The organism is Bacillus sp. SB49, assembly GCF_000469135.2.
Taxonomy (GTDB): domain Bacteria; phylum Bacillota; class Bacilli; order Bacillales; family Halobacillaceae; genus Halobacillus.
Map to the genome: position 1 here is coordinate 3270558 of NZ_CP048117.1, position 24610 is coordinate 3295167.

Below are 24610 nucleotides of genomic sequence, written 5' to 3' on the forward strand. Positions count from 1 at the left end.
TCTCCTTCGTGTTGGTTTATAAGAGTAACAGCCAGATATAAAGGCCGGTCAGTGTGATGAATAACGTCGGTACCGTCAGAATCACACCAACTTTAAAATAGTATCCCCATGAAATCTTGACGCCTTTCAAAGAAAGGACGTGGAGCCAAAGCAATGTAGCAAGCGACCCGATCGGAGTGATTTTCGGACCTAGATCCGAACCGATGACGTTGGCATAGATCAACGCTTCCCTGATTGTCCCGGATGTATCGGTTCCTGCAATGGCCAGTGCATCGATCATCACAGTCGGCATGTTGTTCATGACCGAAGAAAGAATCGCTGCGATGAATCCCATGGAAATAGTCGCTGCAAACAATCCTTGATCCGCTGTGTACTGAATGACCTCTGCCAGTACGTCGGTCAACCCGACGTTCCGCAGTCCATATACAACGACATACATGCCGACCGAGAAGAACACGATCGCCCAAGGCGCACCTTTGACGACCTTTGCCGTTTCCACTGCTGCACTTCTCCTCGCCATCAGCAGGAAGAAAATCGCCACGATGCCGGCAATGATGGAAACCGGAATCTCAAGCGGCTCACTGGCGAAGTACCCGATGAGCAGCACAGCAAGGACGCCCCATGACAGGCGGAACATTTTAGGATCTTTGATTGCCCTTTTCGGCTCCTGCAGCTGACTTACCTCGTACGTTCCCGGAATGCTCCTCCGGAAGAACAGGAAGAGGACGAGGATGCTCGCCGCAATCGAGAACAAGTTCGGCACGATCATACGCGAAGCATATTCTACGAAACCAATGCCGAAGAAATCTGCGGATACAATATTCACAAGGTTACTGACGACAAGCGGCAGGGAGGCGGTATCGGCAATGAAGCCGCTCGCCATGATGAACGGCAGAATCATCGCTTCCTTGAAGTTCAAATTCCTGACCATTGCGAGTACGATCGGTGTCAGAATCAGAGCCGCTCCGTCATTGGCAAACAGAGCAGAAACGAGCGCCCCGAGCAGGATGACGTAAATAAACATTTTCTTTCCGTTTCCTTTGGCAATGCGGGCCATATGTAACGCAGCCCACTCAAAAAAGCCGATCTCATCCAGAATCAAGGATATGATGATGATCGCTATAAACGCTAAAGTGGCATTCCAGACGATACCTGTTACATCAGCGACATCCTGGAAATCGACGACGCCGAACAGGAGGGCAAGCACGGCTCCCCCGCAGGCCGACCAGCCGATTCCCAAGTTCTTCGGCTGCCAGATCACCAATGTCAGGGTGATCAGGAAAATAATGATGGCAATAATGGCTGAACTCACGTGCATCCCCCTAGATGTCGCACTGGATTCGCAGTCCTGCTTCTTCCAATGCTCTTAATTTATCTCTTTGATCAGGTATTTGGTTTAACACCTGCTCGATGATCGAATACGTCTCATGTGCTTCATTCAACGAATAAAAAACCCACTGCCCGCTGCGGCGCTCCTTTACGAGACCGGCGTCTCTCAGCTTCCGCAAATGCTGACTGATGGACGGCTGGCTCATCTGCAGCACTTCCACGAACTCACACACGCAGCACTCGCCGCCCTTGATCATCCCGAGGATCGTCAAGCGCGTTTTGTCTCCAAGCAGCTTCAGCGTTTTTGCGGCATTTTCCAAATCGATCGTCTTCGGCTCCATACCCTTCCCCTCCCTTTCATCCACCGCCATTATATAAGTGTATGCTTATATATGCAACTTATTTTTTACTGCCAATATAATCCTTGACTTACCGAATTTTCTGACATATGATTAATTCATCAAAAAAAATTGATGAAGGAGGAGGATTCCATGAAAGAGAACATGGCCTTTACAGATGTATCCCTTACGAATACATTCGCGCTCTATGAGAAGAAGTTCAAAGCGCTGGCAGACAAACGCCGCCTTCACATCCTCCATGAAATTACCGAATACGGAGAAGTATGCGTCTGCGATTTGTCTGAGAAGCTGGAGCTCCCGCAATCCAAGCTGTCCTATCATTTGAAGATTTTGATGGATGCCGGTCTGATCGAGAAAGAAACACGGGGTACATGGAGCTATTACACCCTCCAACATAAAGAAATCAACCACCTTTTATCAGAAGAGCTATGCTGCCTGTTCCGTCGCGGTTAATTTTTTTACCTTATAAATCAAAAAAAGTTGATGAATGGAGGAAAGTACATGAATGTACACGTGGGATTGAACGTCACCAATTTAGAGGAGTCGATCGCTTTTTATAACAAAGTTTTCGGTGAAACCCCGGTGAAGGAGGAAGAAGACTATGCGAAATATTTACCGGAAGGGCTCGGACTGAACTTCACCCTTAATAAGAAACCGGAAGTCGCGGGCAATCAGGTCGGCCACTTCGGTATTCAAGTCGATCAACAGGAAGACATCGATCATCAGAAACGACGGTTGGAAGCTCTCGGCTTCTTCACTCGGGAAGAGAAGGACACGAACTGCTGCTATGCGCTTCAGGACAAGTTCTGGATCACGGACCCGGACGGAAACGAGTGGGAATTCTTCTATACGAAAGCAGACACGAACGGAGGAGAGAACTGATATGGAGACCTTTTATGTCATAGAAAAGCAGTTAGAGTACGGTCGCCGCAATAACGAGTATCGCATTCCGATCGCCAAGAAGGAACCAAAGAACCCAAGTACCCGCTTCTTCCGGGAGAAGAAACAGCCGTGCTGTGCGCCGTGCTGCTAAACACAAAAAAGGAACGGGATGGAAATCCTCGTTCCTTTTTCTTTACGTATCAAGGGTTTTGAAATCCGAAGATGGCTACGAAGAGGACGAACCCCCAGAAGATGACGCTCGCCGTATTGAGAAGGATCAGCACCACTTTCCACGTCCCCTTCGATCCGAAGATGCTGAACAGCAGACCGGCAATGGCGAAAACAACAGGCAGGAAGATGCTGATACCGAAGAAAAATTCAGAAATACCGGAGCCGAATCCGTTCCATACCCCAAGAATCGGCAGAGCAGAAAGAACAAACAACAGACCACCTAAGAAAATAGACAACCGCTTCACTTATCCTACACCCCCTAAAGCTTCCTTCTCTTATGATAACATCCTATGATTCCCTCAGGTCTTTTGTCAGAAAGACACTGTTTGGATCATCCGTATAATCCGAAAACGGGGCGCAGTAATGGAAACCGAAACGCTCATACAACGTCCGCGCCGGCTTGAAGTATTCCATCGATCCGGTTTCCAGACTGACCCGTTCGTATCCCGCTTCCTTCGCTGCTTTCAGCACGTGTGCGAGGATACTTCTGCCGACGCCCTTCCGTTCATGACCAGCTTTCGTTTTCATCGACTTGAGCTCTACATGTTTTCTGTCCAGCACCTTCCATGCCGCACAGCCAACCAACTCCCCATCTTCCCAGGCACTCCAAAATGTCACCTCCGATGCGCGCAGTGCCTCGAGATCAAGGGCATGTTTACTTTCCGGAGGCGAATGCCTCCTCATCATCTGAAGATGTTCCTCCAGTAAATCCGCCACTTCCCGTCCCTGTAAATCATCTATCCTAATATCCATCGTCTTCTCTCCTTTTATCTGCCGTCAGCTATGTCACTTTAGACCATAAAACAAAAACCCCCGGCTATTCCATATAGAATAGCCGGGGTTCCTTTATGCCGCGGACTTCTCGTCCCGCTTGTCAATCCACCGCTTCACTGCCTTTGAAATCAAACGCAGGATCATATAGATACCGCAGAAGAGGAAAAAGCCGAGTACGCTTGCGACCGCGTCTCCGAATTCCATGTTCCCGCTGCCTGTGATCTTCTGCTGGATTTCGACGGCGAAAACGAACACCAGCACCATGGCGAAGGTGAATAGAAACGAGATGGCCGTAATGCTCCACTTGGCGAGAATGTGAAAAAGAATATCGACGAATACGAGGCCAATAATGCCAAGTATCCCGATTACCCAAAAATGCAGTTCCTTATCCGTCAGAGTCCACCCCATGGAGGACGAAAAATCTGCGATCACCTCATGCCAGATGTTGACGATCTCCGCTAACAGCACAATGACTTCTTTCATCCGTACCTCTGTCTCCTTGCAACTGATTTATATCCATACTTTACCACATCGATCGTCGACTGCCTATCTATTTCGCATGGAGGAACGTCATCATCGCATAGGCAGCCAAACGACTTGTCATGTCACGGATATCCTTAGATGGATCGTTTTCTACAAGATCCATCGCTTTAACCGAAGGATCTGCCGCGGCTGCCGCTATGCTTGAAATAAGCTCCCGCGATGTTATTCCCCCCGGTCCGGCTGCCGGGCAACCTGGTGCGAAGGCCTGGTCGACCACATCCATATCGACAGATAAATAGACGGCGTCCGTCACTGTTTTCAACCGGGCTATTTCCTTCTGAAGAATCGTCGTGATGCCCTGCCGTTCCACTTCCTCCATCGTGTACACGTGTACACCTTTCTCTTCGCCATATTCCGCATACGCTCCTGCGTTACAGTAGTCCCGGATACCGATCTGTACTAGATACTCACCCTTCAGAATACCTGCTTCCAGCAAACTGCGAAAAGGTGTCCCGTTTGTTCGTCCGCCGTCCTCCAGGTTACGCAGATCGTGATGGGCGTCCCACTGCAGCACGCCGATCGTGCCGTATTTTTCCTGAAAGGCAGCGATCGAAGGGTAGCTGATGCCGTGATCCCCACCGAGAATAATGTAGCGATGACACGCCTCCTGTTTCAACATGTCCCGGATGCTTTCTTTCAGCCTGGCAATATTCTCATCGATATCCGTCGGATGCATGAGGACATCGCCGAAATCGAGAATCGTTCCTGCATAATCCCCTTTTCCGGAGGCGTAAGTGGTCAAAGACCGGAACGCCTTCCTGATTGCAGCCGGCGCTTCCGATGCCGTCGACGGGGAAATCGAGGACTTCGACAAAGGCAGGCCGATGATCCCTGCTTCCGCCCCCTTTCCTTGGCGGTACGGAACGATGCGGTCCTCCATCTTCGTCGTCAGGCTGTCTTTGAAAACTGCTTCCCCTGCCGGTTTAACGTAACGGAAAGACATCGGCATCCCTCTTTTCCCAAATGTTCCGGCCGTCCTTCCAAACCGAACGGGCATGGTTCACGCCGTAATGATAGGGAAGGTACGTGTAGTTCGGAATGTCCCAAAGTACGAGATCAGCGGCCGCTCCGATTTCAATGCGCCCGGCCGTATCTTCCAATCCGATGGCGCAGGCCGCGTTCGTCGTCACCGCATTCCAGATTTCCTCCGCCGTCATCTTCAGCTTCAATGCAGCAAGCGACATGATGAGCTGCAGGTTCTCGGTCACACAGCTTCCAGGGTTGAAGTCGGTCGCAAGGGCAACGGCGGCCCCTTTCCCGAGCATCCTCCGTGCATCGGCATACGCATCTTTCCCTAAGTAGAAGGTCGTGCCCGGAAGAAGCACAGCAATCGTCCGGCCGGCGGCAAGCTTTTCCATCCCAATCTCTGTCGCAGCGACGAGATGATCCGCCGATACCGCTTCCAGTTCAACAGCAAGCTCTGTACCGCCAAGCGCGTCGATCTCATCGGCGTGAATTTTGACAGGGAAGCCGAGTTTCTTCGATGCTTCCATAAACCGACGCGACTGATCGACCGTGAACACGCCCGTCTCACAGAAGATATCCGTAAAGCGTGCAAGGCCCTCGTTTTTGATATCAGAAAGCAGATCGATCATGCCCTGTAAAAAGACGTCCGGGTCCATGCTGTCAGGAATCGCATGTGGACCAAGGAAAGTCGGCACGACGGTCAGCATTCCTTCCTCCCCGAGACGTTTGATGACGCGGAGCTGCTTCCGTTCCGTTTCCCGATCAAGGCCGTAGCCGCTTTTTGCCTCCACGGCCGTCACCCCGTGAGCCGCCATTCTCGCAAGCGTCGCTTTCCCTTTTTCATAGAGTCCAGTCTCAGTCGCAAGCCTCGTTTTCTCGACGGTCGCAAGGATACCGCCGCCCCGTTTCAAGATTTCCAAATACGGCATGCCCGCCTGCTTCAACGGGAGTTCCTGTTCCCGGGAACCTCCGAAAACAAGGTGGGTGTGGGGGTCGATAAGTCCGGGGGAAACCACCTGATGACGAGCATCGACATAGGTACGTGCCGGGGCCGCTTCGCCCTGATTCCCAATCCACGTGACCTTGCCGTTCTGAATGCCGAGGGCCGCGTTCCGCCGAACGGGCAGCTCAGCCATTGCTTCGCCCTTCAGCGGTCCCTTTTCCGGCAGGATCAGCTCACCAATCCGGTCGATCACGAGATCCAACATTACGTCTCCTCCTTCTTCATCGGAATATCGATGCCGTGCCGTTTCGCTTCTGCCACCGCTTTCTCATATCCTGCGTCAGCGTGCCGGATGATGCCCATGCCGGGGTCCGTCGTAAGCACCCGTCGGAGGCGCTCTTCTGCAAGCTGCGATCCATCAGCGACGGCGACCATTCCGGCGTGCAGGGAATATCCCATGCCGACACCACCACCGTGGTGGAAGGACACCCACGAAGCACCGGCAGCCGTATTAAGGAGTGCATTGAGTACCGCCCAGTCCCCCACCGCATCGCTGCCGTCGATCATCGCTTCTGTTTCCCTGTTGGGAGAGGCGACCGAGCCGCAGTCCAAATGATCCCTGCCGATTACGACCGGTGCGCGCAGTTCCCCTTTCCGCACGAGTTCGTTGATCGCAAGCCCCATCTTCATCCGCTCTCCGTAGCCCAGCCAGCAGATTCTCGACGGGAGGCCCTGGAACTGGACCTTCTCTTCTGCCATCCGGATCCAACGCAGCAGTTTTTCATCGTTCGGGAACAATTCTTTCAAAAGGTCATCCGTCCGTTTGATATCTGCCGGATCCCCGGAGAGCGCCGCCCAGCGGAACGGTCCTTTCCCCTCACAGAACAGCGGCCGGATATAGGCAGGGACGAATCCCGGGAAGGCAAAAGCATCCTTAACTCCTTGATCATAGGCGACCTGCCGGATATTGTTGCCGTAGTCGAACACGATCGTCCCCTCTTTTTGAAAATGAAGCATCGACGTGACGTGATCGGCCATCGACCGGGAGGAAAGCTCCACATAGCGCTCCGGGTCTTCCTTTCTCAGTTCCGCCGCCTTCTCCAGACTCCAACCCTTCGGTATGTATCCGTTCAACGGGTCATGTGCCGAGGTCTGGTCTGTCAAAATATCGATTTCTTCCTTTCTATTAATCAAAGATGGATAGACATCTGCAGCATTTGCGAGGAGCGCAATCGACAGCGGGCGCCCGGCACGCTTTGCTTCCTCCGCCCATTTTAACGCCTCTGTAAGCGACGCCGTTTTCCGGTCACAGTATCCTGTCGCAATCCGTTTATCGATCCGGGTTTCGTCCACTTCGACCGCGACGACGACTCCGCCGTTCATCGTCACTGCGAGCGGCTGTGCGCCCCCCATGCCGCCAAGGCCGGCCGTCCACGTAATTGTTCCTTGAAGCGATCCTCCGAAGTGCTGTTCAGCAAGCGACGCGAACGTTTCATATGTCCCTTGCAGGATTCCCTGCGAGCCGATATAGATCCAGCTCCCGGCCGTCATTTGGCCGTACATCATCAATCCTTTCCGGTCAAGCTCATGAAACGTATCCCAATCCGCCCATTTCGGGACAAGGACCGAATTAGCAAGCAGCACACGCGGCGCCTGTTCGTGGGTCCGGAAAACTCCGACCGGTTTACCGGACTGAACAAGCATCGTTTCATCCTTTTCCAGACGCTTCAACGTCGAAACGATGGCATCAAACGCCTCCCAATTCCTGGCCGCCTTGCCGATGCCGCCGTATACGACTAAATCCTCCGGCCGCTCGGCGACGTCCGGATCAAGATTATTGCAGAGCATCCGCAGCACCGCTTCCTGCTCCCATCCTTTACACTCAAGACCTCTCCCCGTCTTCGCGCGTACCTTCCTCGCTTCCGCCACTGGGATCTCCCCCTTCTCTCCATTTCTTCCAACCAAACACATCCGTCTGCAGCCACGCCGCCGCCCGTTCGATATCCTCCGCAAAAACCCGGTCCTCTGTCATGCTCGGCACGACCTTTCGCCCTGCTTCATACAAGGTCGCCGTCTTCGGAGAGGCCTTCTCCACTCCCCGGTACTCCAGCGCCTGCATGCTGCAGATCAGCTCGATCGCCAGCACCTTGTACGTATTTCTGACAATCTCAGCGGCATGGCGGGCGGCGATCGTTCCCATACTGACATGGTCCTCCTGATTCGCAGAGGACGGAATCGAATCGACGCTCGCCGGATGGGCAAACGTTTTATTCTCCGAAACGAGAGACGCCGCCACATATTGCAGAATCATGGCACCTGACTGAAGCCCGGGGTCTCTGCTTAAAAAAGGGGGAAGATCGTTCAACTGCGGATTGACGAGCCGCTCGACCCGACGTTCGGAAATGCTTGCAAATTCAGCGATCGCGATTTTCATAAAGTCCATCGCCAGCGCAATCGGCTGACCATGAAAATTCCCCCCGGAGACGACAACCCTTCCGTCTTCCAACAGCAATGGATTATCCGTTGCAGCGTTCATCTCGATCGTCAGCTTGTCTTCCACGTAACGTAAAGCCTGCCAGGACGCTCCGTGGACCTGTGGAATACAGCGGATCGAATACGCATCCTGCACCCGCTTCTCTCCTTGGTACGTAACAAGCTGACTACCGTGGATCAAGTGCCTGATCCGCTCCGCCACCTCCTCTTGTTCCGGATACCCGCGCGCCGCGTGGATGCTCGGATGGAACGCATCACGAACCCCTTCCAACGCCTGCATCGTCATGCTGCTGATCCAGTCACACTGCAGAGCGAGCCGTTCCGATTCGATGAACTGGATGACCCCGACCGCCGTCATCGCCTGCGTACCGTTGATCAACGCAAGTCCTTCTTTCGCTTTCAATTGGATCGGCTCCATGCCAAGTCGCGCATACACATCTTCTGCCGGAAGTACTTCCCCCCGATAGTTGACCCAACCTTCTCCCATCAAAACAAGTGCAAGATGAGCAAGCGGCGCCAAATCACCCGACGCCCCGAGCGATCCCTGTGATGGAATCACCGGATGGATGCCCTTATTGATCAAATCGCGCAGACGGCATACGACTTCTTCCCGTACCCCGGACACGCCTTTCAAGAGCGCATTGAGACGCAGCACGATCATTGCCCTGCTCACGATTTCCGGAAAAGGATCCCCGACACCGCAGGCATGCGATCGGATCAAATGCTGCTGCAGTTGATCGACATCCGCCGCTGCTACCCGGACATCACTCAGTTTCCCGAACCCTGTATTAATGCCATATACGATGCTGCCCTTCTTCACAATCTCCTCGACCACCCGACGGCTCGCCCGGACCTTCTCCAGACTAATCTCATTCAAAGAAACCGGCGCGTTTTGGTAACATACCGCTCGTATTTGACTGATAGTCAACGTCCTTCCGTTCAATTCGACCATCGATCCCCCTCCTGCCTGTGCCTGCGGCGAAAAAAGAGGTGACAATGGCAGAACTCACACCACTGTCACCTCCATAATAGGAGTCATAGACCACTCACTCTCATCTATATGCGCCCTTTCCACAGCTCATACCACCAAGGCAGCTTTTCCTTAACATCATTTCCTACTGAGAGATAAATCAGTGAGATGGCTTGAATGTAAGATGTGGAGGCTCCACGTAAAAAACACCTTCCTTTCCGAAGAACACTCCCCCAAAAACCTTTCTGTCTTAACCTGCTGCTATTGTGGAAAGATATTTTCGCGCAGAAAGCGTCCCATATCCTCCAGCCCGTCCCTCCCACTTAAATGAAAACAACAAAAAACCGGAAACCAAAGGCTTCCGGTTAAGCTGCTTCCGTTTTCTCCTGCCATTTCAGCACAAGACGATAAAAGGCAGAAAAAGCGAGGAAAGAAAGAATCGATCCCGTGAAAATTGGAAGAATCAACGGGAAGATATAAAGACTGACCATCAGAATGAAACCGGCCGTCACTGCAACGGCGAGGAACAACACCGGACTCGAGAACGTCAGGAAGAACGCCTGTTTCAGCACACCACCCACCTTAAGGTCGTAATGCACCATGGCCGAAAATACGTTGATGGTATAGACAAAAAGGATGATGCTCGAGACGAGGAAGGCGTTCATCATCAACGGATTCGCTGCAGAGAAATAATACACATCTGCTGCGACAACCACCCAGAGAAAAGTCAATAGTGCTCCAACCTTCACGCTTCCAGCGTAGTTTTCTTTGTAATAGTACCAATAGCTGTATTCCCTGCCGTGTTTCTCCTCCTTCCGCACCCATTCCCGTGCTTTCGCGAACAGAGCGGTCGTCGCCGGGAAGAAGACGATCGGAAGAAGTAAGACGAGCGGCGGCAGCAGATACCAGAGTTGTCCCCTCTCCCCAATGCCGAGGATGCTTAACAAAATCAACACGACCGGCAAATTGAACAATGTCCACAGCAGATTCGTCAGCGCAAACTTGGAAATCCACTCACTGACCGCATATAAGCCACCCCTGATTCCCTTCATCCGATCCATATCCATTCCCCTTTCTTTCCCTTACAGACTGTACGTGCTGTTTACGCCCACCACATATCGGCCGGCTGTTCTTCTATCAAGACGGACTTCAAATTCTTCACGGCCTGGCGGAAACCTTCATCAATCGACATGATCGGATCCTCATGCTCGATGCTGACGGCATGATCGTAGCCGAACGTCCTTAGTGCACTGATAATATCCGACCATTCCTTGACACTGTGGCCGTAGCCGACGGAACGGAAACTCCAAGCCCGCGTCTGGACGGCTGCGTAATTCTGCATGTCGGTCAACCCGTACATGTTTACATTTTCCTGGTCGATATACGTATCCTTCGCATGGAAGTGATGGATGGCATTCTCTTTTCCAAGTATCTTAATGGCCGCGACCGGATCGATGCCCTGCCACCATAAGTGACTCGGATCGAGATTGGCTCCGATCGCCTCCCCTGCCGCTTCGCGAAGCTTCAGCATCGTGTAAGGCGTATGAACGAGGAATCCGGCATGAAGCTCGAGTCCGATTTTGACCCCGTTCTCCTCGGCAAGCTTCGCTTGTTCCTTCCAGTAAGGAATCAGTTTTTCCGTCCACTGCCACTCCAGAATATCGGAGTATTCCGGCGGCCAAGGTGTGACAGGCCAGTTCGGCGCCGTATCCTGTTCACTTCCACCAGGGGTTCCGGAGAACGTGTTGACGACAGGGACTCCCATTAATCCGGCGAGCTTCACCGTCTTGACGAACGTCTCATGGCATTGATCAGCGAAAGCTTTATCCGGAGAAATCGGGTTGCCGTGACAGCTGAAGGCACTGATGGTCAAACCACGATCCTCCACCTTCGCCAAGTATTCCTTCCGCTTCTCTTCACTTTCAAGAAGCGCATCAACGTCACAGTGAGCGTTACCCGGATAGCCGCCTGTTCCGATTTCCACTGCTTTCAATCCGGATTCTTTTGCATGGTCAAGCATTTCTTCAAACGATTTATCAGAGAATAATACCGTAAATACGCCTAGTTTCATCGCTCATTCCTCCATTATCGATTTATTTTCACACTGGAACCGGTCCGACTGCTTTCGTAGATCGCTTCCATCAATTTCGTCACTTTAAGCGCCTGTTCAGGCTGAACGACAAGCTCTGTACGCCCAAGACAGCTGTCCACGAAGTTCCTTGCCTGGGCCACTCCCGGTTCCGGATACCCTTCGTTTACTTTCATCGTACTATCGACCAGAGCACCATACTTCGCCTGATAAAGCTCCAGCGGATAAACGCTGAGTCCTCCATCGACTCCTGAAATAGAAAGGGATGTATGGTCCTCTTTGATATTCGCAGCCCAGGAGCATTCGAACTGCATGGAAGAACCATCCGCAAACGTGATATAACTGGTCACATGATCATCGACGTTGAACGTTTCATGATCAAATGTTCCCCAGTCATTCACCTGCCCCGGCGTCTTACTCAGCCGGTCATAGGCACGTCCCATCACTTCTACAGGCTCGGGATCATCCAGCAGCCAGAGAGCAAGGTCGAGAAGATGACAGCCGAAATCAATCAAACTGCCTCCCCCCTGCAGCTCTTTATTCGTAAAGACGCCCCATCCCGGGACTTTTCTCCGTCGCATCGCCTGGACACGGGTCACAAGCGGATCACCAATCTCTTTCTCAAGGATGGCGTTTTTCGCAAGTTTCGCCTCCGGAGTGAAACGATAATGATACGCAATCGACAAAAGGCGGTCATTTTTCTCTGCCGCTTCGATCATTCTTTCGCATTCCTCTGTCGTAATCGCCATCGGCTTCTCGCACAAGACGTGCACGCCCGCTTCCAATGCCGCAACCGCAATCTCGGCGTGAAATTTATTCGGTGTACAGATGATAACGGCGTCGATATCCTGAAACATCGCAGGATAATCTTCATATACGTGCGGAATGCCGTGTGTTTCTGCTACTTCCTTCGCTCTTTGTTCATTCACATCCTGGACAGCATGCAGGATGACATCCTCCTGTAATTCAAGGAAAGAGGGAATATGCCTCCCTTGGGCAATTCCCCCTACTCCAATCAAACCTATACGGAGACGGGTCATTTCGTGACTTTCTCCAAGCTTGCAATTTGACCTGTTTCACTGGAACGAAGCGCTCCCAGAATGACTTCCAGTGACTTCAGTCCTTCTTCTCCGGTGATCAACGGATCTTTCTTATTAATAATGCTGTCAAGGAAATGATCGATCACGTGAGAATTGCTTTGTCCACCCTCATCGTTGGACTGGATTTTTCCAAGCTCGTAACGGACGGTGTCCCCGTTGTTGTAGTTGGCAATCAAAGAATACGTCGGATCATCTTCTAAGCGAAGCGTTCCTTCTGATCCGTAGATGACCGTCGAATTGTCTTCCTTCGGGTTGTATGCCCAGCTCGCAGCCATTGTACCGACAATACCTGATTCAGAACGGAGGATGCAGACGGCATTATCATCCACCGTGCTGTTTTCTTTCGCACTGCTTTCGATGAAGCCGGCGACGTTCGTGAACTCTTCCCCCAGCACGTAGCGCATCAGGTCTGCCTTATGTACACCAAGGTCTCCCATCGCTCCGATGAACGCCTCTTCTTTCTTGAAGAACCAGCTGTCTTTCCCTTCTGCACTCCAGCCTTCCGGTCCGCCATGACCGAATGCCGTACGGAAGCTGTATACTTTTCCGATGGAACCTGCTGCAAGCAGTTCTTTCGCCTTTTCATGAGAAGGTACGAAGCGCTGGTTGTGGCCGATCATCAATTTCTTTCCTGCTTTTTCAGCAGCTGCGATCATCGCTTCACCTTCTTCTTTCGACGTCGCCATCGGTTTCTCGCATAGGACGTGGCAGCCTGCATTCAGTGCTGCGATGGAAACAGGTGCGTGGAGGTAGTTCGGCAGACAGACGCTGACAGCATCTACGGATTCTTTCTCCAACAATTCTTCATAGCTCGTATACGCTTTCGCTCCGTATTCAGCTGCAATTTCCTCGGCACGGGCTTCGACAATATCGCAGACAGCCGTGATTTCTGCATTTGGATTATTGTTGTATTCCGGGAGGTGACGGTGCTGAGCGATGCTTCCACAGCCGATGACGGCAATTTTCAATGTAGACATGATATCAGGCTCCTTTATTGTTTATTTCGGCGCAATCTTTTCGAGTGGCTGTGCGTTTCCATATACAGGTGTCGGCGTTTCCGTTTGACGGGCCCATTTCACACCATTCTTGATCACGTGCTGGATCTCTTTATTATGATAAGTCGGGTACGTTTCATGTCCCGGGCGGAAGTAGAAGACTTTCCCTTTGCCGCGTCGGAAGGTCGCTCCACTTCGGAATACCTCTCCGCCTTCAAACCAGCTGACGAAAATCAGTTCATCCGGGGTCGGAATGTCGAAGTGTTCCCCGTACATCTCTTCTCTCTCAAGCTCGATATACTCTCCGATTCCTTCTGTAATCGGGTGGGATGGATCGACGACCCAGATCCGTTCCTTATCATCGGCTTCGCGCCACTTCAGATCACAGGACGTTCCCATCAGTTTCTTGAACGGCTTGGAGAAGTGACCGGAATGAAGCACGACCAGACCCATACCGTCCAATACCCGCTGCTTCACTTTCTCTGCGATATGATCCTCTACTTCATCGTGCGCCTTGTGTCCCCACCAGACGAGGACATCGGTTCCATCCAGCACGTCGTCGGTCAACCCGTGTTCTTCCTCATCCAGAGTTGCTGTACGAACGGTTACGTTTTCCTCTTCCAAAAATTCGGCAATCGCACCGTGGATTCCTTCCGGATAAATATCGCGGACGATCTCGCTTTCTTTTTCATGACGGTATTCGTTCCATACTAGGACGTTCATGTTCATTCCCCTTTTCTTTTTATAGTTAAGACGGACGGATCGGCGATTTCCTGCTGCAGGATTCGCGTTCGATAATGATCGTCGGAATAATGACGCTCTTCTTGATTCTGTCCGGATGTTTCAACCATTCAATAAGGTTGCGTGCCGATTCATGGCCGAGCTGGAACGACTGGGTATCAACCGTCGTCAGCGGAGGGCTGGAGAGCCGGGCGATCATCGTGTTGTTAAATCCGATCACACTCATCTGCTCCGGCAGCTTCCAGCCTTTGGTCGTCAATTCACGCATGACCATCATGGCATTGTAGTCGTCCGTGATCACGAGTCCCGTCGGCGGGTCGGAGAGAGCCGTCAATGCAGCAGCCACTTCTTCCGCTCCCGACTGATCCGCCTGGATGTTCTTCCAGATGTGCGCCGTTTCATCCAGTCCGTTCGCCTGAAGCGCCTGCTTAAATCCTTGCAGACGATCCCGGGCTACTTCGTACTGTGCGTCGCCGCCGATGAAACCGAGCTTCTCATGGCCGAGCTTGATCAGATGGTTCGTCGCATCTTTACTCGCCTGTACGTTGTCATTATCGACATAGAGGGTGTCTCCCGGAGAATCGACCGGTTTGCCGATCATGACGAAAGGAAATTCGCATTCCCTTAAATACGGGACAACCTTGTCATCCTCGCGGGAATAAAGGACGATACAGCCGTCGACACGCTTTCCCTGGACCATCTTGACGACTTCTTTATAAATAGCTTCTTCTGTGTTTCCCGTCGTTAAGTAAATACTGTAGTCACTATCATGACAGGCATCGCTGATCCCTCTCAACAATTCCGAAAAAAACGGGTTGTCGAAGGAGTGGATCGAGGATACCTTCGTTACGATGCCGATTGTCTGGGTGGACTGACTGACAAGGACCCGGCCGTTGTAATTCAAATGATAGCCGAGCTCCTCCATTACTTTCCTTACCTTCCGCTTCGTCTTCTCACTGATACGCGGACTGTCTGAAATAACGCGGGAAACAGTAGAGGGAGCCACGTTCGCCTTCTTCGCTACATCTTTTATCGTTACGGACATACCCATCTACTCCCCTGCTGATTATTTGACGGCACCTTCTGAAACACCGGCAATGATTTGCTTCTGAGCGAAGAAGTAGCCGATGATGACCGGCAGGATGGCAATTGTCAATCCTGCAAGCGCCAGGTGCCACTGCTTCGTATATTGTCCGAAGAAATAGAACATCTTCAACGGGATCGTCGCATTCGACTCATTCAAGACAAGAGATGGAAGGAGGTAATCGTTCCAAATCCAGATGACGTTCAAGATCGCGACTGTTACGGAAATCGGTTTAAGCAGCGGGAAGATGATGTGCCAGAATAGCTGGAAGCGGTTCGCTCCATCGATGATGGCTGCTTCATCCATGGATGTAGATACACCCGTCATTGCTCCGTGATACAAGAAGATCGACAGGCTGCATCCGAATCCGAGATACATAAAGATCAAACCGCCGGCGTTCAGCATGTCTGCCTGTCCGAAAATCGAAACAAGCGGAATCATGACAGACTGGAACGGAATCAGCATTGCCGCTACAAACACGAAGAAGATGATGCCGCTGAGCTTGCTTTTATTCCGGGCCAGCGCGTAGCCGGCCATGGAAGAGAACAGGATGATGATCGCAATGCTTAAGCCCGTGATCATCAACGAGTTGAACAACGACTTTAGAAATTCCAGATCGATGAACGCTTCCACAAAGTTTGAGAAAACGAATTCGTCAGGAAGACCGAGGACACCTTCAAAGATGCCCCGTTTTGTTTTAAACGCATTGACGATCATCAAGTAAAACGGTGCAATCCAAATCAAGCCGAGCAGAAGGCCGAGGACTTCAATGGAAATTAAATTTCTTCTTTCTTTATTTCGCTTCATTACATCTCCACCTCCCGCTTCTTGTTGTAATACACTTGGCTCAACGCAATAACCGCGACAATCAGGAAGAAGATGACGGCTTTCGCCTGTGCGTAGGCCATATCGTTATCCTGGAATGCTGTGTTGACGATTTCCATTGCTACCATCTGTGTCGAGTTGAACGGCCCGCCGTTCGTCAACGACAAGTTCTGGTCATAAATTTTGAATGCCATCGACAATGTCAGGAACATACTGACCGTGAAAGCTGGTGCGACAAGTGGGAACGTGATGTTCTTGAAGCGCTGGAAGCTGCTCGCACCGTCGATCTTCGCTGCTTCGATCAGTTCTTTCGGAATGTTTTCTAAGTATGCGATATAGATGATCATGATATAGCCGGCCATCTGCCAGGCTGTTAAAATGACAAGCCCCCAGAAACCGGTGCCCTTCGTGGAAAGCCAGCCGTTCAGGCCTTCGATACCGGTCAGGTTGGCGACATCTCCGAACACGCTGATGAATATGAACTGCCAGATGAACCCGAGAATCAATCCGCCGATCAAGTTAGGCATGAAGAAAACCGTACGAAGCAGGTTTCCGGACCGGATTTTTCTTGTGACAAGAAGCGCAAGCCCGAGACCCATCACGTTTAATAAAATGACGGTGACGACTGCGAATTGTACTGTAAACCAGATGGAATCTACGAATTCCTGCTCCTGGAATAGATTGATATAGTTTTCAAGACCGAGGAACTGGGTCGCTGATATTCCGTCCCAATCGGTGAACGAGTAGAAAAGACCATAGATGAAAGGAATGACGACGACGATTCCCAACCCGAGGATGACGGGGGTGAGGAACAGCCAGAAGGACAAACTGCGGTTCTGCATGTAGAACTCCTCCAATGCTTATTATGATAACGATTTCATATCTGCCTTTAAATAAAACATCCCGTCTATTAACATACTTACCTTATAAATATCCTAATAGAGGGGATATTTTATAATGCCGGCAGGAGCGAGCTGCTCCTGCCGACCCTATAAGGTACGACCGTTATTGGCGGGCGTCTTCCCAAGCTTTCGTAGCTTTCTCTTCTACCTCTTCCCACTCGATGTCGCCTGCGATATATTCCTGCATCGCTACACCAAGTGCGTTTTCTGTCCAGCTCGTAGGAGCACCAAGGAAGACCCATCCAAGCGTGTTGCCTTCATTAGCATAGTTGTAGATTTCCTGAGAAATCGGATCAGCGATATTCTGATCTTCATACCCTTCATATGCCGGGATGAACTTGAACTCTTCTGTTACGAACTTCTTACCTGCATCAGATGTGTACATCCAATCAAGGAAGTCTTTACTGGCCTGCACGACTTCGTCATCGGATTCTTTGTTTACAACCCAGTAGTTAGGAACGCCGACAGGGATGCTTCCTTCATATCCTTCTACAGGAATCGGAAGAAGACCGACATTGTTTTCCGCGAATTCCGGATCCATGGACTCGATGGTGTTGTACACCCAGTTACCTTGCTGGATCATCGCTACTTTACCCAGTGAGAAGTTCTCTTCTACCTGTTGAGAATAGTCGAGGCTCAATGTAGGCTGAATGGAATACTCGTTCTGAATGTCTGTGAAACGCTTCATCTGATCGCCCATTTGGAATTCGACCGTATCAGCTTCATATGCTTCCATGACATCATGATTGAATTCGTCTGCAAGATAAGCGTTCGCCAGGTGGTTACCCATTACCCACTTCTCTTTCGCAGGGAAAGCGAATGGTGCGTCGATACCAAGGTCGCCTTTCTTGGAGTCAAGCGTCTTCACTGCTTCTTCCAAGTCATCCAGTGTCTTGATATCTTCTGCTTTGATCCCGGCATCTTCAAACACCTGTTTGTTGTAAAGCAGGCCGTAACCTTCCTGGTTGAAAGGAAGACCGAGGACCTGATCGTTTCTGGATACGCCGGAAAGCGTTCCATCAAGCGCCGCTTTGGCAGCTTCCGTATCAGATAGATCTGCTAAGTATTTTTCATATTGATCGACATCTGTCGGACCACCGACGTTGAAGATGTCCGGTTCTTCACCAGAGGAGAAGGACGTTTTCAGAGAGGCCCCATAATCGTTTCCTCCACCGACTGTTTTGACATTGATATCGACGTCCGGATTCTCTTCCTCATACATGGATACCAATTCTTCAAACTGATCTTTAAATTCCACTTTGAATTGGAAAACATCTACTGTAACAGCATCTCCGGAGTTTCCACTTGATTCTGAATCTCCATCACCGGAACCGAAGGAACAACCAGCCAGGGCAACCGTCGAAGCGAGTACTGCTGTAGCAATCCCCGCGGACCATTTGTTTCTTTTCATCTCATCCACTCCTTATTCATCCTATTAACCTTTGAATCCGCTTACATATCACATGTAAAAAAAGAGCTTTCGTGGTATGCCTTCGTGCAACAAACCGTGCATACGTTTGCACAAATGGCATGTAAAAAACTCATCAGCTTGTACAAAATGAGTAAAAAATATTGCTATGGCGCATGTGAATACGTTTGCATAAATTCATTGATTAATGAAGTTGAGTAAATCATAACATGCAAAAAAAACAAATACAACAACATTTTTCAAATAATTCCCCAAATGGGTAACGCTTTCACGTATACCTTATCCTTCCCTCGCATGAATGTCCCTTATCCTTCATAAATTGATGGAAAGAGGTGAGTTTCATGACAAAGAAAAAAGGGCAGCTCAATTGGGATGCGTTTTCTGAAAATGTGGAGAAAGTACTTGGAGAGGATTTTTGGAACGACATGCATCATGTCATTCCGAAGAAAGGTCCTTCCTATGACTTTTTTCAAACAAAAGATCAAGGGGTGCTCGTCATCGAACTTCCCGGTATGACCAAGAACGATCATGTGCAGATGACACAGGAAGGCACCCGCCTGATTGTAAAAGGAACCGTCACGCCTCCCTATCCTGTTCCGGTCGAGGAATTGATTCATGACGAGCGGATGAAAGGCAGTTTCAAGCGCATCATTCCGATTCCGTTCCCCTTTTCCATTGACGATATTACAACGGCCTACAGCGACGGCCTGATGGTGATAACCTTGCGCAAACATGCGGACAGTAACGAAGTACGCATCCATTTCGACCCTCAATAGCGCAGGAATATTTCCTTTTCATCGGAGTGACGTTTTGGCAGCCTCACTTCGACAATTCCCTCGTGGTACTGGGCATGGATATTACGCCGACTCGTCTGAGCGGGAAGTGCAATTGCAAGGCGTTCCTGACCGACTCCATCTACAAACAATTTGCCGTTCCCTACAGTCAGCCGAAGTTCCTCGACAGCTACTTCCAGAGGAACGGTGATCGTGACGACGACTTCATTGACTAATTCGATCACTTTGTATGGGACCTTCTCTTTTTCTTTGGCGGCTGGCTGCTGCATAAATGGATTGGGGGATAATGCTTCTTCCATCTGCTTTTGAACGAATTCATTCATTTTGAACATATCCATCATTTGATTCGGAAATCCGTTCCCAAAAGGGGAATTCGATGGATTTCCTTCTCCTTGTTTTCCAAAAGACGGGAACCAATTCATAAAGTCTTTCATGCTTGACTATTCCTTTCATACATTAGTGATAGGAGGTGACGACATGTGCCGCATCATTTTCGATCAATTATCCGTCCATCAAATCTCCAACGCCTCTGGTATATATTCCGGTACGAACATCCCTTCCGGATTCCGCTCCACTCAGAAGAAATGGGAAGGAAACGGCAAGGTGGTCGGTGACAGGAACATCCTCCAATCCAACAAACACCTTGTCATCAAAAAGCCGCAGGGAGATTAAGGCTATGTTTTTCTTTCGTAAACGAACGCCTCCTCCCACCAACGATTTGAAGGAATTGCTGCAAGAGCTTCAGCGTCTGCGCCAGACCGTCGAGCATCTTCAGGAGAAACACGTGGAGTACCACCTTCATATTGATCATGTCGATATTCACGATCCAAAGCTTGAGCAACTGACCTTTCAACTGGACAACTTGGATATTAAAGAGTTGAGCGGAGCTTTGAACATGGGCAATAATTTTGGTGTCCACGTCAAAAAGGACCCTAAACCGGAAGCGAAGCCGACGAAAGACGGCATGAAAATAACGTTTAAACCGAAGGAGGACTGACATGGCCTTTTTGTCCCCGAACTTCTTCATCCAAAACATCCGGATCGGAGCGATTGAGAATGCCTCGTGCTTGAACATGGGCAACAACGTCCCGAACGGATTTGAGAATCATCAGAAGCTTAATCAGGGGTTCGGAACCGTTCATGGTGATGAAAATACGCTGGAAGGGCTGCGTTCCATTCTAAGTGATTCCGCCCTCCTCGACATGATGATGGCTGATAAAGAACAAGAGATGCCTGAATGGCTCACAGACCTCATCAAACATAAAATGGAGGAGAATCAGCCTTCGGGTTGATCTCCTGCCTTGTTTTGTTTATGAGAGGAAGACGTGGACGGACTGTAGACCGGCATATCAACGAGGTCATCATCGTGCACGACATTGATGTTATACGTAATCATATTGCCTTCCCCGATCACAGATCCCAGCCCGACATTCTCCTTGCGATAGGTACTCCAGCCGTTCTGGGTGTTGGGACCGACGAAAATCCCGGAATTCCCTTCGATCTGATTAACATAAATGGAATCGAAACGAATATCGATGGAATCTCCCCCTTAGTACTGAACGTTCGGTTGAGGGTTATTGGCTGTAGGGACGAAGAATGGACTATCTGTGACATCGTTATCAAAGATTGTATTGACATTGTTTGCTGCAATAAAGAATCCGACCGTTATTCCCGCGGCATTGTTGTTCTTCCCCTGCCACGTCCAGTCCGGCTGGTTATTCTGACCTGTCGTTATCGTACCGTTCTCATTGAGCGCATTGACGGCAATCTGATTGAACACAACGGATACTGGCATCTCAATTCACCTCACCTTATACCGATATCCTATTCGCACGTCCGGGATATGTGCCTTTACCTATGTCGCTTCCCCCTATGTTGTTCATAACAGCGATAACAGAAGTCAATGGAGATCGAGTGACCGTCCGTGACCGTCATCACCTCCTCTTCCCGCAGTTCCGCCTTACACTTCCAGCAAATACGACTTGCTTCCTGGAGCGCTTTTAATCTGTCTTCCATCAACATGGCCCTTCCTCCTTTTTCCTGGGTGTCTCTACTTTACCCTTCTCGCCTCCTGAACACGAGTACGCCATTTCCCTGTTTAATAATCCTGAATCGCTGTATTCTCGCTTTTCATCAGCCGGATTCAGAAAAAGAGAGGTACACCAAGACATAAAAGGACAATTATCCCCTTTTTCTAATACACGAAAAAATGCCACCCGTAACCGGATGGCATTCGAACATGTCAGATGAGGCTTCCACGTGTGGAAGGGATCGGCAGCTTTTTAGAAAAACCCTTCTGCGCCGGAACCCCGGCGCACTTTTTAGACCCTTCAAGAAAGGCATGACTACGCAGTCTGCATTTATTTACTTTGGTGGATCCTCCACTTATTGAACTCCAAGTATTCCCTGAATTGATCTTTCGATATCCCTGAATTCATTGCTTCTTGAACGAGGTTCATCCATTCTTCATCCAGATTCTCATCCTGAGGTTCCGCTTCCCCATGGAGAAGAAAATTAATGGTTACGCCCAACTCCTGAGATATTTTTGTCAGAAACTGAACGGAAGGATTCGTTTGGATATTCCGCTCGATGGAACTTAGGTACGACTTCGCCACCCCTGCTCTTTCGGCTAATTCAGACAGCGACATATGACGGTCTTTACGTATTTTCTTAATCCGCTCACCGATCATACTCTCACCTCTTTCTATGTAATTTGAGTATAACACAACACGACAGGCCGTTCTATTTAAAGCACGAAAAATAAATATCCCGGCCTAATTCAAAAAGGGTTTTCATTTCTATGTATACATCGAATTCCCCATTTATTTATATCGGAAAATGACAAAAATGATAAAGCAATTTTTTATAAACGTTCTTTAAATGAGTATGAGTGAAGCGAGAAATGCAATACTAGGATTAAATGATGAGAAAGGTGAGCGACATGAATGATACCGTGGAACAGTTCGAAATCACATTCAATCAGATTCATCAGCATTTAAAAGAGCTGAACGGCTACCCGAAAAACGACAACTTCGTCGAACTGCTGCAGCGATCCAAGCTGAAACACAGCGTCATCCGTATCCATTTTGATCAGCTGAAGCAGTATGCCAAGTTGAGGAACGCCATCGTCCATGAACGGATCAGCGGGGATTATTATATAGCCAGTCCCCACGAAGACGTCGTACGGAAGCTGCAGGAAATTAAACGAACGCTTGATCAACCACCGGAAGCGCTGCAGTTCGCCACTCGTCCCGTCCTCTACTTCAAGGAAGATACGACGCTCATTCACTTGGTCGAAGCGTTCGACGAACACCGAATCTCCCAATTTCCTATCTATGCCAAAGACCGTTCCTTTCTCGGCCTGCTGACCAATGAAGGGATTCTCCACTGGATGGCTTCTGCCACTGCCGATGAGCACCTGTCACTGAAAGGGGTGACTGCCGCAGACATCCTCCAGCATGAAAAAGAAGCGAACGTCGAATTCCTGGCAGCCGACCGGACTGTTTTCGATTTGGAAGAGAGGTTTGAGAACAGTCTCGATCAAGACAGGAAACTGAAAGCGGTGCTTGTCACAGAAACCGGGTCCTCCAACGAATTACCGATGGGCATCGTTACTACGTGGGACTTGATCAAAGTGGACCGGCGCGGGGAAGGTTAAAAGATTATGTTGCAAAAACGTTGAACCTCTTCCCTCCACATTATATGATTATATAAATAAGGAGCATAAAGGGGATGGGGTATGATGCATGAACGTAGGAGCGAGCCCTTTCGTTACACCTTCCAATCACCTCTGCCAGGCTTTTATAACAAGAAGTGGAACCGCCAAGTTTCAGGTCCTTTAGAAGTGAATGACATAAGTCTTAACGGTTTACGCTTCACGAGCGCCCTTCATCCTGATTTGATGATGAAAGACGAATTGCTTGTGACAATGATGATTCAAAACCGCACGTTTATTGCCGAAGGGCGCGTCATCTGGCTGCAGAAAGAAGAAAAGAAGATGTCCTGCGGAGTCCACGTCTTCGACTATCCCGAACCGTTGAAACAGATAATCCATACACTTGGGGAATCGATGTCAGAAGCAATTATCCATCATCCTTAAAACAAAAAAAACTGGAGGACCACCGCCTACTGATCAGCATGCGGTTGGAACACCAGTTTTTTTAATCAATTCTCATTCGATTTCACGGATGGCGCGGATTCATTCCCTTCCGCATCAACCGCCGTAACGTAATAGATATGACTTCCCGCCTCAGGGTCGACATATGTCTTTCTTTCATGCGCAGAGATGCTGGCCACTTGTTCGAAGTCTTCGCCATCTGCGCTGCGGTACACCCGGTATCCGACAACATCGTCTTTACGGACGGCGTGCCAGTTTACGAAGGAACCACTCACTTCCACGGCTGTCGGAGAAGGAAGTTCTGTTTCATCTTCCACTTCTTCCTTCAGAGTAGTGTAGACTACGAGCCGGTCTTGATGACCTCCTTTATCCCGGATGAATTCACCGGTACAGGTAATTACATTCAGCCTCTTTTCACTCGTCGGACCGAAAATTTCTTCAATCGGAGATTCATCCCACGGATAGCTCTCCATCCGTTCCACTACATACGTTCTCTCTTTTTCTTCGTCATCCGTAACCGTTATCTCATCCCCCGGCTCCAGCTTCTCCAGATCGTAGAAGACAGCAGGACCGGTGTGACTGTCTACATGGCCCGCTATGACTGCGTTCCCTGTTTTTCCCGGCTGAGTCCCAGGCTCGAACCAGCCCGCTTTTGACGGGTCTTCCGGCACTCCCATCTCCCCGTTTTCAAGGACACCGACATTTTCTACAGCGGCATCGACGTCGATGGCAGGAATTTTAATATTTACCGGGACTATTCCTGCTTCCGCCTCTTCCGCCCGCTCTTTATTCTCTTCATTCAAGACTCGGAATTCCTCTGTTACCGTCTGCTCGTCCGCCTGCTCTCCCGATGGGTAGATATCGGTATTCACGACGTTACGGCTCCCCTTGCTCACCGGCTCATCAGATGTCCACATGGCAAACACGTTGGACTGATATAAGAACATCAACAGGGCGATCGTGCCCACGATAGAAAAGTAAATTTTCCACTTTCTTTCCACTGTCTGCCCCTCCTTTTTCCTGGACGTGTACTTAAACAGCTAT

31 protein-coding genes and 1 pseudogene are annotated in these 24610 nt (G+C 50.0%); 9 read left to right on the forward strand and 23 right to left on the reverse strand.

Going from position 1 to position 24610, the window contains the following annotated elements:
- Positions 1 to 16 precede the first annotated feature (16 nt).
- Entirely contained in the window at positions 17 to 1312 is a 1296-nt protein-coding gene (locus M662_RS17040; RefSeq protein WP_026577892.1) for an arsenic transporter, read from the reverse strand.
- A 10-nt stretch (positions 1313 to 1322) separates the two neighbouring features.
- Positions 1323 to 1670 carry an ArsR/SmtB family transcription factor gene (locus M662_RS17045; RefSeq protein WP_026577891.1) on the reverse strand — a complete coding sequence of 116 codons (348 nt, stop codon included), beginning with the start codon at positions 1668 to 1670 and terminating at the stop codon, positions 1323 to 1325.
- Between the two features lie 150 nt (positions 1671 to 1820).
- Here M662_RS17045 and M662_RS17050 point away from each other — a divergent pair, with 150 nt between their 5' ends.
- From M662_RS17050 to M662_RS17060, 3 genes and pseudogenes are all read left to right on the forward strand, one after another.
- A complete protein-coding gene (locus M662_RS17050; protein WP_051348893.1) occupies positions 1821 to 2141 on the forward strand; it encodes an ArsR/SmtB family transcription factor in 321 nt (106 codons plus the stop codon).
- Positions 2142 to 2189: 48 nt separating this feature from the next.
- A pseudogene (locus M662_RS17055) lies at positions 2190 to 2555 on the forward strand (ArsI/CadI family heavy metal resistance metalloenzyme); the annotation flags it as partial.
- A 16-nt stretch (positions 2556 to 2571) separates the two neighbouring features.
- Positions 2572 to 2721, forward strand: coding sequence for a hypothetical protein (locus M662_RS17060; protein ID WP_162129318.1), 150 nt, complete (start codon positions 2572 to 2574; stop codon positions 2719 to 2721).
- Between the two features lie 49 nt (positions 2722 to 2770).
- Here the strand turns inward: M662_RS17060 and M662_RS17065 are convergent, their stop codons facing one another.
- The 16 genes from M662_RS17065 to M662_RS17140 form a co-directional block, all read right to left on the reverse strand.
- Positions 2771 to 3046 carry a hypothetical protein gene (locus M662_RS17065; RefSeq protein WP_008632462.1) on the reverse strand — a complete coding sequence of 92 codons (276 nt, stop codon included), beginning with the start codon at positions 3044 to 3046 and terminating at the stop codon, positions 2771 to 2773.
- Positions 3047 to 3089: 43 nt separating this feature from the next.
- Entirely contained in the window at positions 3090 to 3554 is a 465-nt protein-coding gene (locus M662_RS17070) for a GNAT family N-acetyltransferase (protein ID WP_026577888.1), read from the reverse strand.
- Positions 3555 to 3647: 93 nt separating this feature from the next.
- A complete protein-coding gene (locus M662_RS17075; protein WP_026577887.1) occupies positions 3648 to 4058 on the reverse strand; it encodes a hypothetical protein in 411 nt (136 codons plus the stop codon).
- Between the two features lie 67 nt (positions 4059 to 4125).
- On the reverse strand, positions 4126 to 5061 hold the full coding sequence (gene hutG, locus M662_RS17080) for a formimidoylglutamase (RefSeq protein ID WP_026577886.1): 936 nt from the start codon (positions 5059 to 5061) through the stop codon (positions 4126 to 4128).
- The gene (gene hutI / locus M662_RS17085; RefSeq protein WP_026577885.1) at positions 5042 to 6292 is read right to left on the reverse strand and encodes an imidazolonepropionase; all 1251 of its coding nucleotides are present in this window, start codon (positions 6290 to 6292) and stop codon (positions 5042 to 5044) included. Before hutI ends, hutG begins: the two co-directional genes overlap by 20 nt.
- Complete coding sequence (gene hutU / locus M662_RS17090; protein WP_051348892.1) at positions 6292 to 7998, reverse strand: urocanate hydratase; 1707 nt, start codon at positions 7996 to 7998, stop codon at positions 6292 to 6294. The genes hutI and hutU overlap by 1 nt, the downstream gene beginning before the upstream one ends.
- Complete coding sequence (gene hutH, locus M662_RS17095) at positions 7910 to 9472, reverse strand: histidine ammonia-lyase (protein WP_035388159.1); 1563 nt, start codon at positions 9470 to 9472, stop codon at positions 7910 to 7912. The genes hutU and hutH overlap by 89 nt, the downstream gene beginning before the upstream one ends.
- Before the next feature lie 383 nt (positions 9473 to 9855).
- The gene (locus tag M662_RS17100; RefSeq protein ID WP_008632444.1) at positions 9856 to 10551 is read right to left on the reverse strand and encodes a YesL family protein; all 696 of its coding nucleotides are present in this window, start codon (positions 10549 to 10551) and stop codon (positions 9856 to 9858) included.
- Between the two features lie 41 nt (positions 10552 to 10592).
- Entirely contained in the window at positions 10593 to 11561 is a 969-nt protein-coding gene (locus tag M662_RS17105; RefSeq protein ID WP_026577883.1) for a sugar phosphate isomerase/epimerase family protein, read from the reverse strand.
- A 14-nt stretch (positions 11562 to 11575) separates the two neighbouring features.
- Complete coding sequence (locus M662_RS17110; protein ID WP_026577882.1) at positions 11576 to 12619, reverse strand: Gfo/Idh/MocA family protein; 1044 nt, start codon at positions 12617 to 12619, stop codon at positions 11576 to 11578.
- Positions 12616 to 13656 carry a Gfo/Idh/MocA family protein gene (locus M662_RS17115; RefSeq protein ID WP_008632441.1) on the reverse strand — a complete coding sequence of 347 codons (1041 nt, stop codon included), beginning with the start codon at positions 13654 to 13656 and terminating at the stop codon, positions 12616 to 12618. Before M662_RS17115 ends, M662_RS17110 begins: the two co-directional genes overlap by 4 nt.
- A 21-nt stretch (positions 13657 to 13677) precedes the next feature.
- A complete protein-coding gene (locus M662_RS17120; protein ID WP_008632434.1) occupies positions 13678 to 14397 on the reverse strand; it encodes a ThuA domain-containing protein in 720 nt (239 codons plus the stop codon).
- Between the two features lie 25 nt (positions 14398 to 14422).
- Positions 14423 to 15460 carry a LacI family DNA-binding transcriptional regulator gene (locus tag M662_RS17125; RefSeq protein ID WP_008632432.1) on the reverse strand — a complete coding sequence of 346 codons (1038 nt, stop codon included), beginning with the start codon at positions 15458 to 15460 and terminating at the stop codon, positions 14423 to 14425.
- A gap of 21 nt (positions 15461 to 15481) precedes the next feature.
- Complete coding sequence (locus M662_RS17130; RefSeq protein ID WP_026577881.1) at positions 15482 to 16306, reverse strand: carbohydrate ABC transporter permease; 825 nt, start codon at positions 16304 to 16306, stop codon at positions 15482 to 15484.
- Complete coding sequence (locus M662_RS17135) at positions 16306 to 17166, reverse strand: carbohydrate ABC transporter permease (protein WP_008632424.1); 861 nt, start codon at positions 17164 to 17166, stop codon at positions 16306 to 16308. The genes M662_RS17130 and M662_RS17135 overlap by 1 nt, the downstream gene beginning before the upstream one ends.
- A 163-nt stretch (positions 17167 to 17329) precedes the next feature.
- Positions 17330 to 18637, reverse strand: coding sequence for an ABC transporter substrate-binding protein (locus tag M662_RS17140; protein WP_008632423.1), 1308 nt, complete (start codon positions 18635 to 18637; stop codon positions 17330 to 17332).
- Positions 18638 to 18996: 359 nt separating this feature from the next.
- Between M662_RS17140 and M662_RS17145 the strand changes: the two genes are divergently transcribed.
- Complete coding sequence (locus tag M662_RS17145; protein ID WP_008632422.1) at positions 18997 to 19431, forward strand: Hsp20/alpha crystallin family protein; 435 nt, start codon at positions 18997 to 18999, stop codon at positions 19429 to 19431.
- Here the strand turns inward: M662_RS17145 and M662_RS17150 are convergent.
- Complete coding sequence (locus M662_RS17150) at positions 19425 to 19883, reverse strand: Hsp20/alpha crystallin family protein (RefSeq protein WP_008632421.1); 459 nt, start codon at positions 19881 to 19883, stop codon at positions 19425 to 19427. The genes M662_RS17145 and M662_RS17150 overlap by 7 nt on opposite strands.
- A gap of 43 nt (positions 19884 to 19926) precedes the next feature.
- Between M662_RS17150 and M662_RS17155 the strand changes: the two genes are divergently transcribed.
- Genes M662_RS17155 through M662_RS17165 form a run of 3 tightly spaced genes read left to right on the forward strand, consistent with a single transcriptional unit; the run spans position 19927 to position 20741 of the window.
- On the forward strand, positions 19927 to 20121 hold the full coding sequence (locus tag M662_RS17155; protein ID WP_008632420.1) for a hypothetical protein: 195 nt from the start codon (positions 19927 to 19929) through the stop codon (positions 20119 to 20121).
- 4 nt (positions 20122 to 20125) lie between these two features.
- On the forward strand, positions 20126 to 20446 hold the full coding sequence (locus M662_RS17160; protein ID WP_008632419.1) for a hypothetical protein: 321 nt from the start codon (positions 20126 to 20128) through the stop codon (positions 20444 to 20446).
- 1 nt (position 20447) lies between these two features.
- Positions 20448 to 20741: a hypothetical protein gene (locus tag M662_RS17165; protein WP_008632418.1), complete on the forward strand. Its 294-nt coding sequence runs from the start codon at positions 20448 to 20450 to the stop codon at positions 20739 to 20741.
- Between the two features lie 257 nt (positions 20742 to 20998).
- Here M662_RS17165 and M662_RS17170 read toward each other — a convergent pair whose 3' ends face one another.
- The 3 genes from M662_RS17170 to M662_RS17180 form a co-directional block, all read right to left on the reverse strand.
- A complete protein-coding gene (locus M662_RS17170) occupies positions 20999 to 21244 on the reverse strand; it encodes a hypothetical protein (RefSeq protein ID WP_008632417.1) in 246 nt (81 codons plus the stop codon).
- A gap of 56 nt (positions 21245 to 21300) precedes the next feature.
- Positions 21301 to 21471 (reverse strand): hypothetical protein, encoded by a 171-nt coding sequence (locus tag M662_RS17175; RefSeq protein ID WP_161484927.1) that lies wholly within the window; start codon positions 21469 to 21471, stop codon positions 21301 to 21303.
- Between the two features lie 338 nt (positions 21472 to 21809).
- On the reverse strand, positions 21810 to 22139 hold the full coding sequence (locus tag M662_RS17180) for a helix-turn-helix domain-containing protein (RefSeq protein WP_008632415.1): 330 nt from the start codon (positions 22137 to 22139) through the stop codon (positions 21810 to 21812).
- A 251-nt stretch (positions 22140 to 22390) separates the two neighbouring features.
- Between M662_RS17180 and M662_RS17185 the strand changes: the two genes are divergently transcribed.
- Positions 22391 to 23107, forward strand: a complete 717-nt coding sequence (locus tag M662_RS17185) for a CBS domain-containing protein (protein WP_026577880.1) — start codon at positions 22391 to 22393, stop codon at positions 23105 to 23107.
- A gap of 81 nt (positions 23108 to 23188) precedes the next feature.
- Positions 23189 to 23548: a PilZ domain-containing protein gene (locus M662_RS17190; protein WP_152413288.1), complete on the forward strand. Its 360-nt coding sequence runs from the start codon at positions 23189 to 23191 to the stop codon at positions 23546 to 23548.
- A gap of 65 nt (positions 23549 to 23613) precedes the next feature.
- Here M662_RS17190 and M662_RS17195 read toward each other — a convergent pair whose 3' ends face one another.
- Positions 23614 to 24567 carry a class F sortase gene (locus M662_RS17195; RefSeq protein ID WP_051348891.1) on the reverse strand — a complete coding sequence of 318 codons (954 nt, stop codon included), beginning with the start codon at positions 24565 to 24567 and terminating at the stop codon, positions 23614 to 23616.
- Positions 24568 to 24610: the final 43 nt, after the last annotated feature.

Coding starts and splice junctions, on each gene's coding strand:
- M662_RS17145 (WP_008632422.1), top strand. CDS start 18,997: ATGACAAAGAAAAAAGGGCAGCTCAATTGGGATGCGTTTTCTGAAAAT.
- hutI (WP_026577885.1), bottom strand. CDS start 6,292: ATGTTGGATCTCGTGATCGACCGGATTGGTGAGCTGATCCTGCCGGAA.
- M662_RS17185 (WP_026577880.1), top strand. CDS start 22,391: ATGAATGATACCGTGGAACAGTTCGAAATCACATTCAATCAGATTCAT.
- M662_RS17105 (WP_026577883.1), bottom strand. CDS start 11,561: ATGAAACTAGGCGTATTTACGGTATTATTCTCTGATAAATCGTTTGAA.
- M662_RS17190 (WP_152413288.1), top strand. CDS start 23,189: ATGATGCATGAACGTAGGAGCGAGCCCTTTCGTTACACCTTCCAATCA.
- M662_RS17100 (WP_008632444.1), bottom strand. CDS start 10,551: ATGGATCGGATGAAGGGAATCAGGGGTGGCTTATATGCGGTCAGTGAG.
- M662_RS17175 (WP_161484927.1), bottom strand. CDS start 21,471: ATGTTGATGGAAGACAGATTAAAAGCGCTCCAGGAAGCAAGTCGTATT.
- M662_RS17060 (WP_162129318.1), top strand. CDS start 2,572: ATGGAGACCTTTTATGTCATAGAAAAGCAGTTAGAGTACGGTCGCCGC.
- M662_RS17130 (WP_026577881.1), bottom strand. CDS start 16,306: ATGAAGCGAAATAAAGAAAGAAGAAATTTAATTTCCATTGAAGTCCTC.
- M662_RS17150 (WP_008632421.1), bottom strand. CDS start 19,883: ATGAAAGACTTTATGAATTGGTTCCCGTCTTTTGGAAAACAAGGAGAA.
- M662_RS17140 (WP_008632423.1), bottom strand. CDS start 18,637: ATGAAAAGAAACAAATGGTCCGCGGGGATTGCTACAGCAGTACTCGCT.
- M662_RS17115 (WP_008632441.1), bottom strand. CDS start 13,656: ATGTCTACATTGAAAATTGCCGTCATCGGCTGTGGAAGCATCGCTCAG.
- M662_RS17180 (WP_008632415.1), bottom strand. CDS start 22,139: ATGATCGGTGAGCGGATTAAGAAAATACGTAAAGACCGTCATATGTCG.
- M662_RS17110 (WP_026577882.1), bottom strand. CDS start 12,619: ATGACCCGTCTCCGTATAGGTTTGATTGGAGTAGGGGGAATTGCCCAA.
- M662_RS17070 (WP_026577888.1), bottom strand. CDS start 3,554: ATGGATATTAGGATAGATGATTTACAGGGACGGGAAGTGGCGGATTTA.
- M662_RS17135 (WP_008632424.1), bottom strand. CDS start 17,166: ATGCAGAACCGCAGTTTGTCCTTCTGGCTGTTCCTCACCCCCGTCATC.
- hutG (WP_026577886.1), bottom strand. CDS start 5,061: ATGTCTTTCCGTTACGTTAAACCGGCAGGGGAAGCAGTTTTCAAAGAC.
- M662_RS17155 (WP_008632420.1), top strand. CDS start 19,927: ATGTGCCGCATCATTTTCGATCAATTATCCGTCCATCAAATCTCCAAC.
- M662_RS17125 (WP_008632432.1), bottom strand. CDS start 15,460: ATGTCCGTAACGATAAAAGATGTAGCGAAGAAGGCGAACGTGGCTCCC.
- M662_RS17160 (WP_008632419.1), top strand. CDS start 20,126: ATGTTTTTCTTTCGTAAACGAACGCCTCCTCCCACCAACGATTTGAAG.
- M662_RS17075 (WP_026577887.1), bottom strand. CDS start 4,058: ATGAAAGAAGTCATTGTGCTGTTAGCGGAGATCGTCAACATCTGGCAT.
- M662_RS17120 (WP_008632434.1), bottom strand. CDS start 14,397: ATGAACGTCCTAGTATGGAACGAATACCGTCATGAAAAAGAAAGCGAG.
- hutH (WP_035388159.1), bottom strand. CDS start 9,472: ATGGTCGAATTGAACGGAAGGACGTTGACTATCAGTCAAATACGAGCG.
- M662_RS17170 (WP_008632417.1), bottom strand. CDS start 21,244: ATGCCAGTATCCGTTGTGTTCAATCAGATTGCCGTCAATGCGCTCAAT.
- M662_RS17165 (WP_008632418.1), top strand. CDS start 20,448: ATGGCCTTTTTGTCCCCGAACTTCTTCATCCAAAACATCCGGATCGGA.
- M662_RS17045 (WP_026577891.1), bottom strand. CDS start 1,670: ATGGAGCCGAAGACGATCGATTTGGAAAATGCCGCAAAAACGCTGAAG.
- hutU (WP_051348892.1), bottom strand. CDS start 7,998: ATGTGTTTGGTTGGAAGAAATGGAGAGAAGGGGGAGATCCCAGTGGCG.
- M662_RS17050 (WP_051348893.1), top strand. CDS start 1,821: ATGAAAGAGAACATGGCCTTTACAGATGTATCCCTTACGAATACATTC.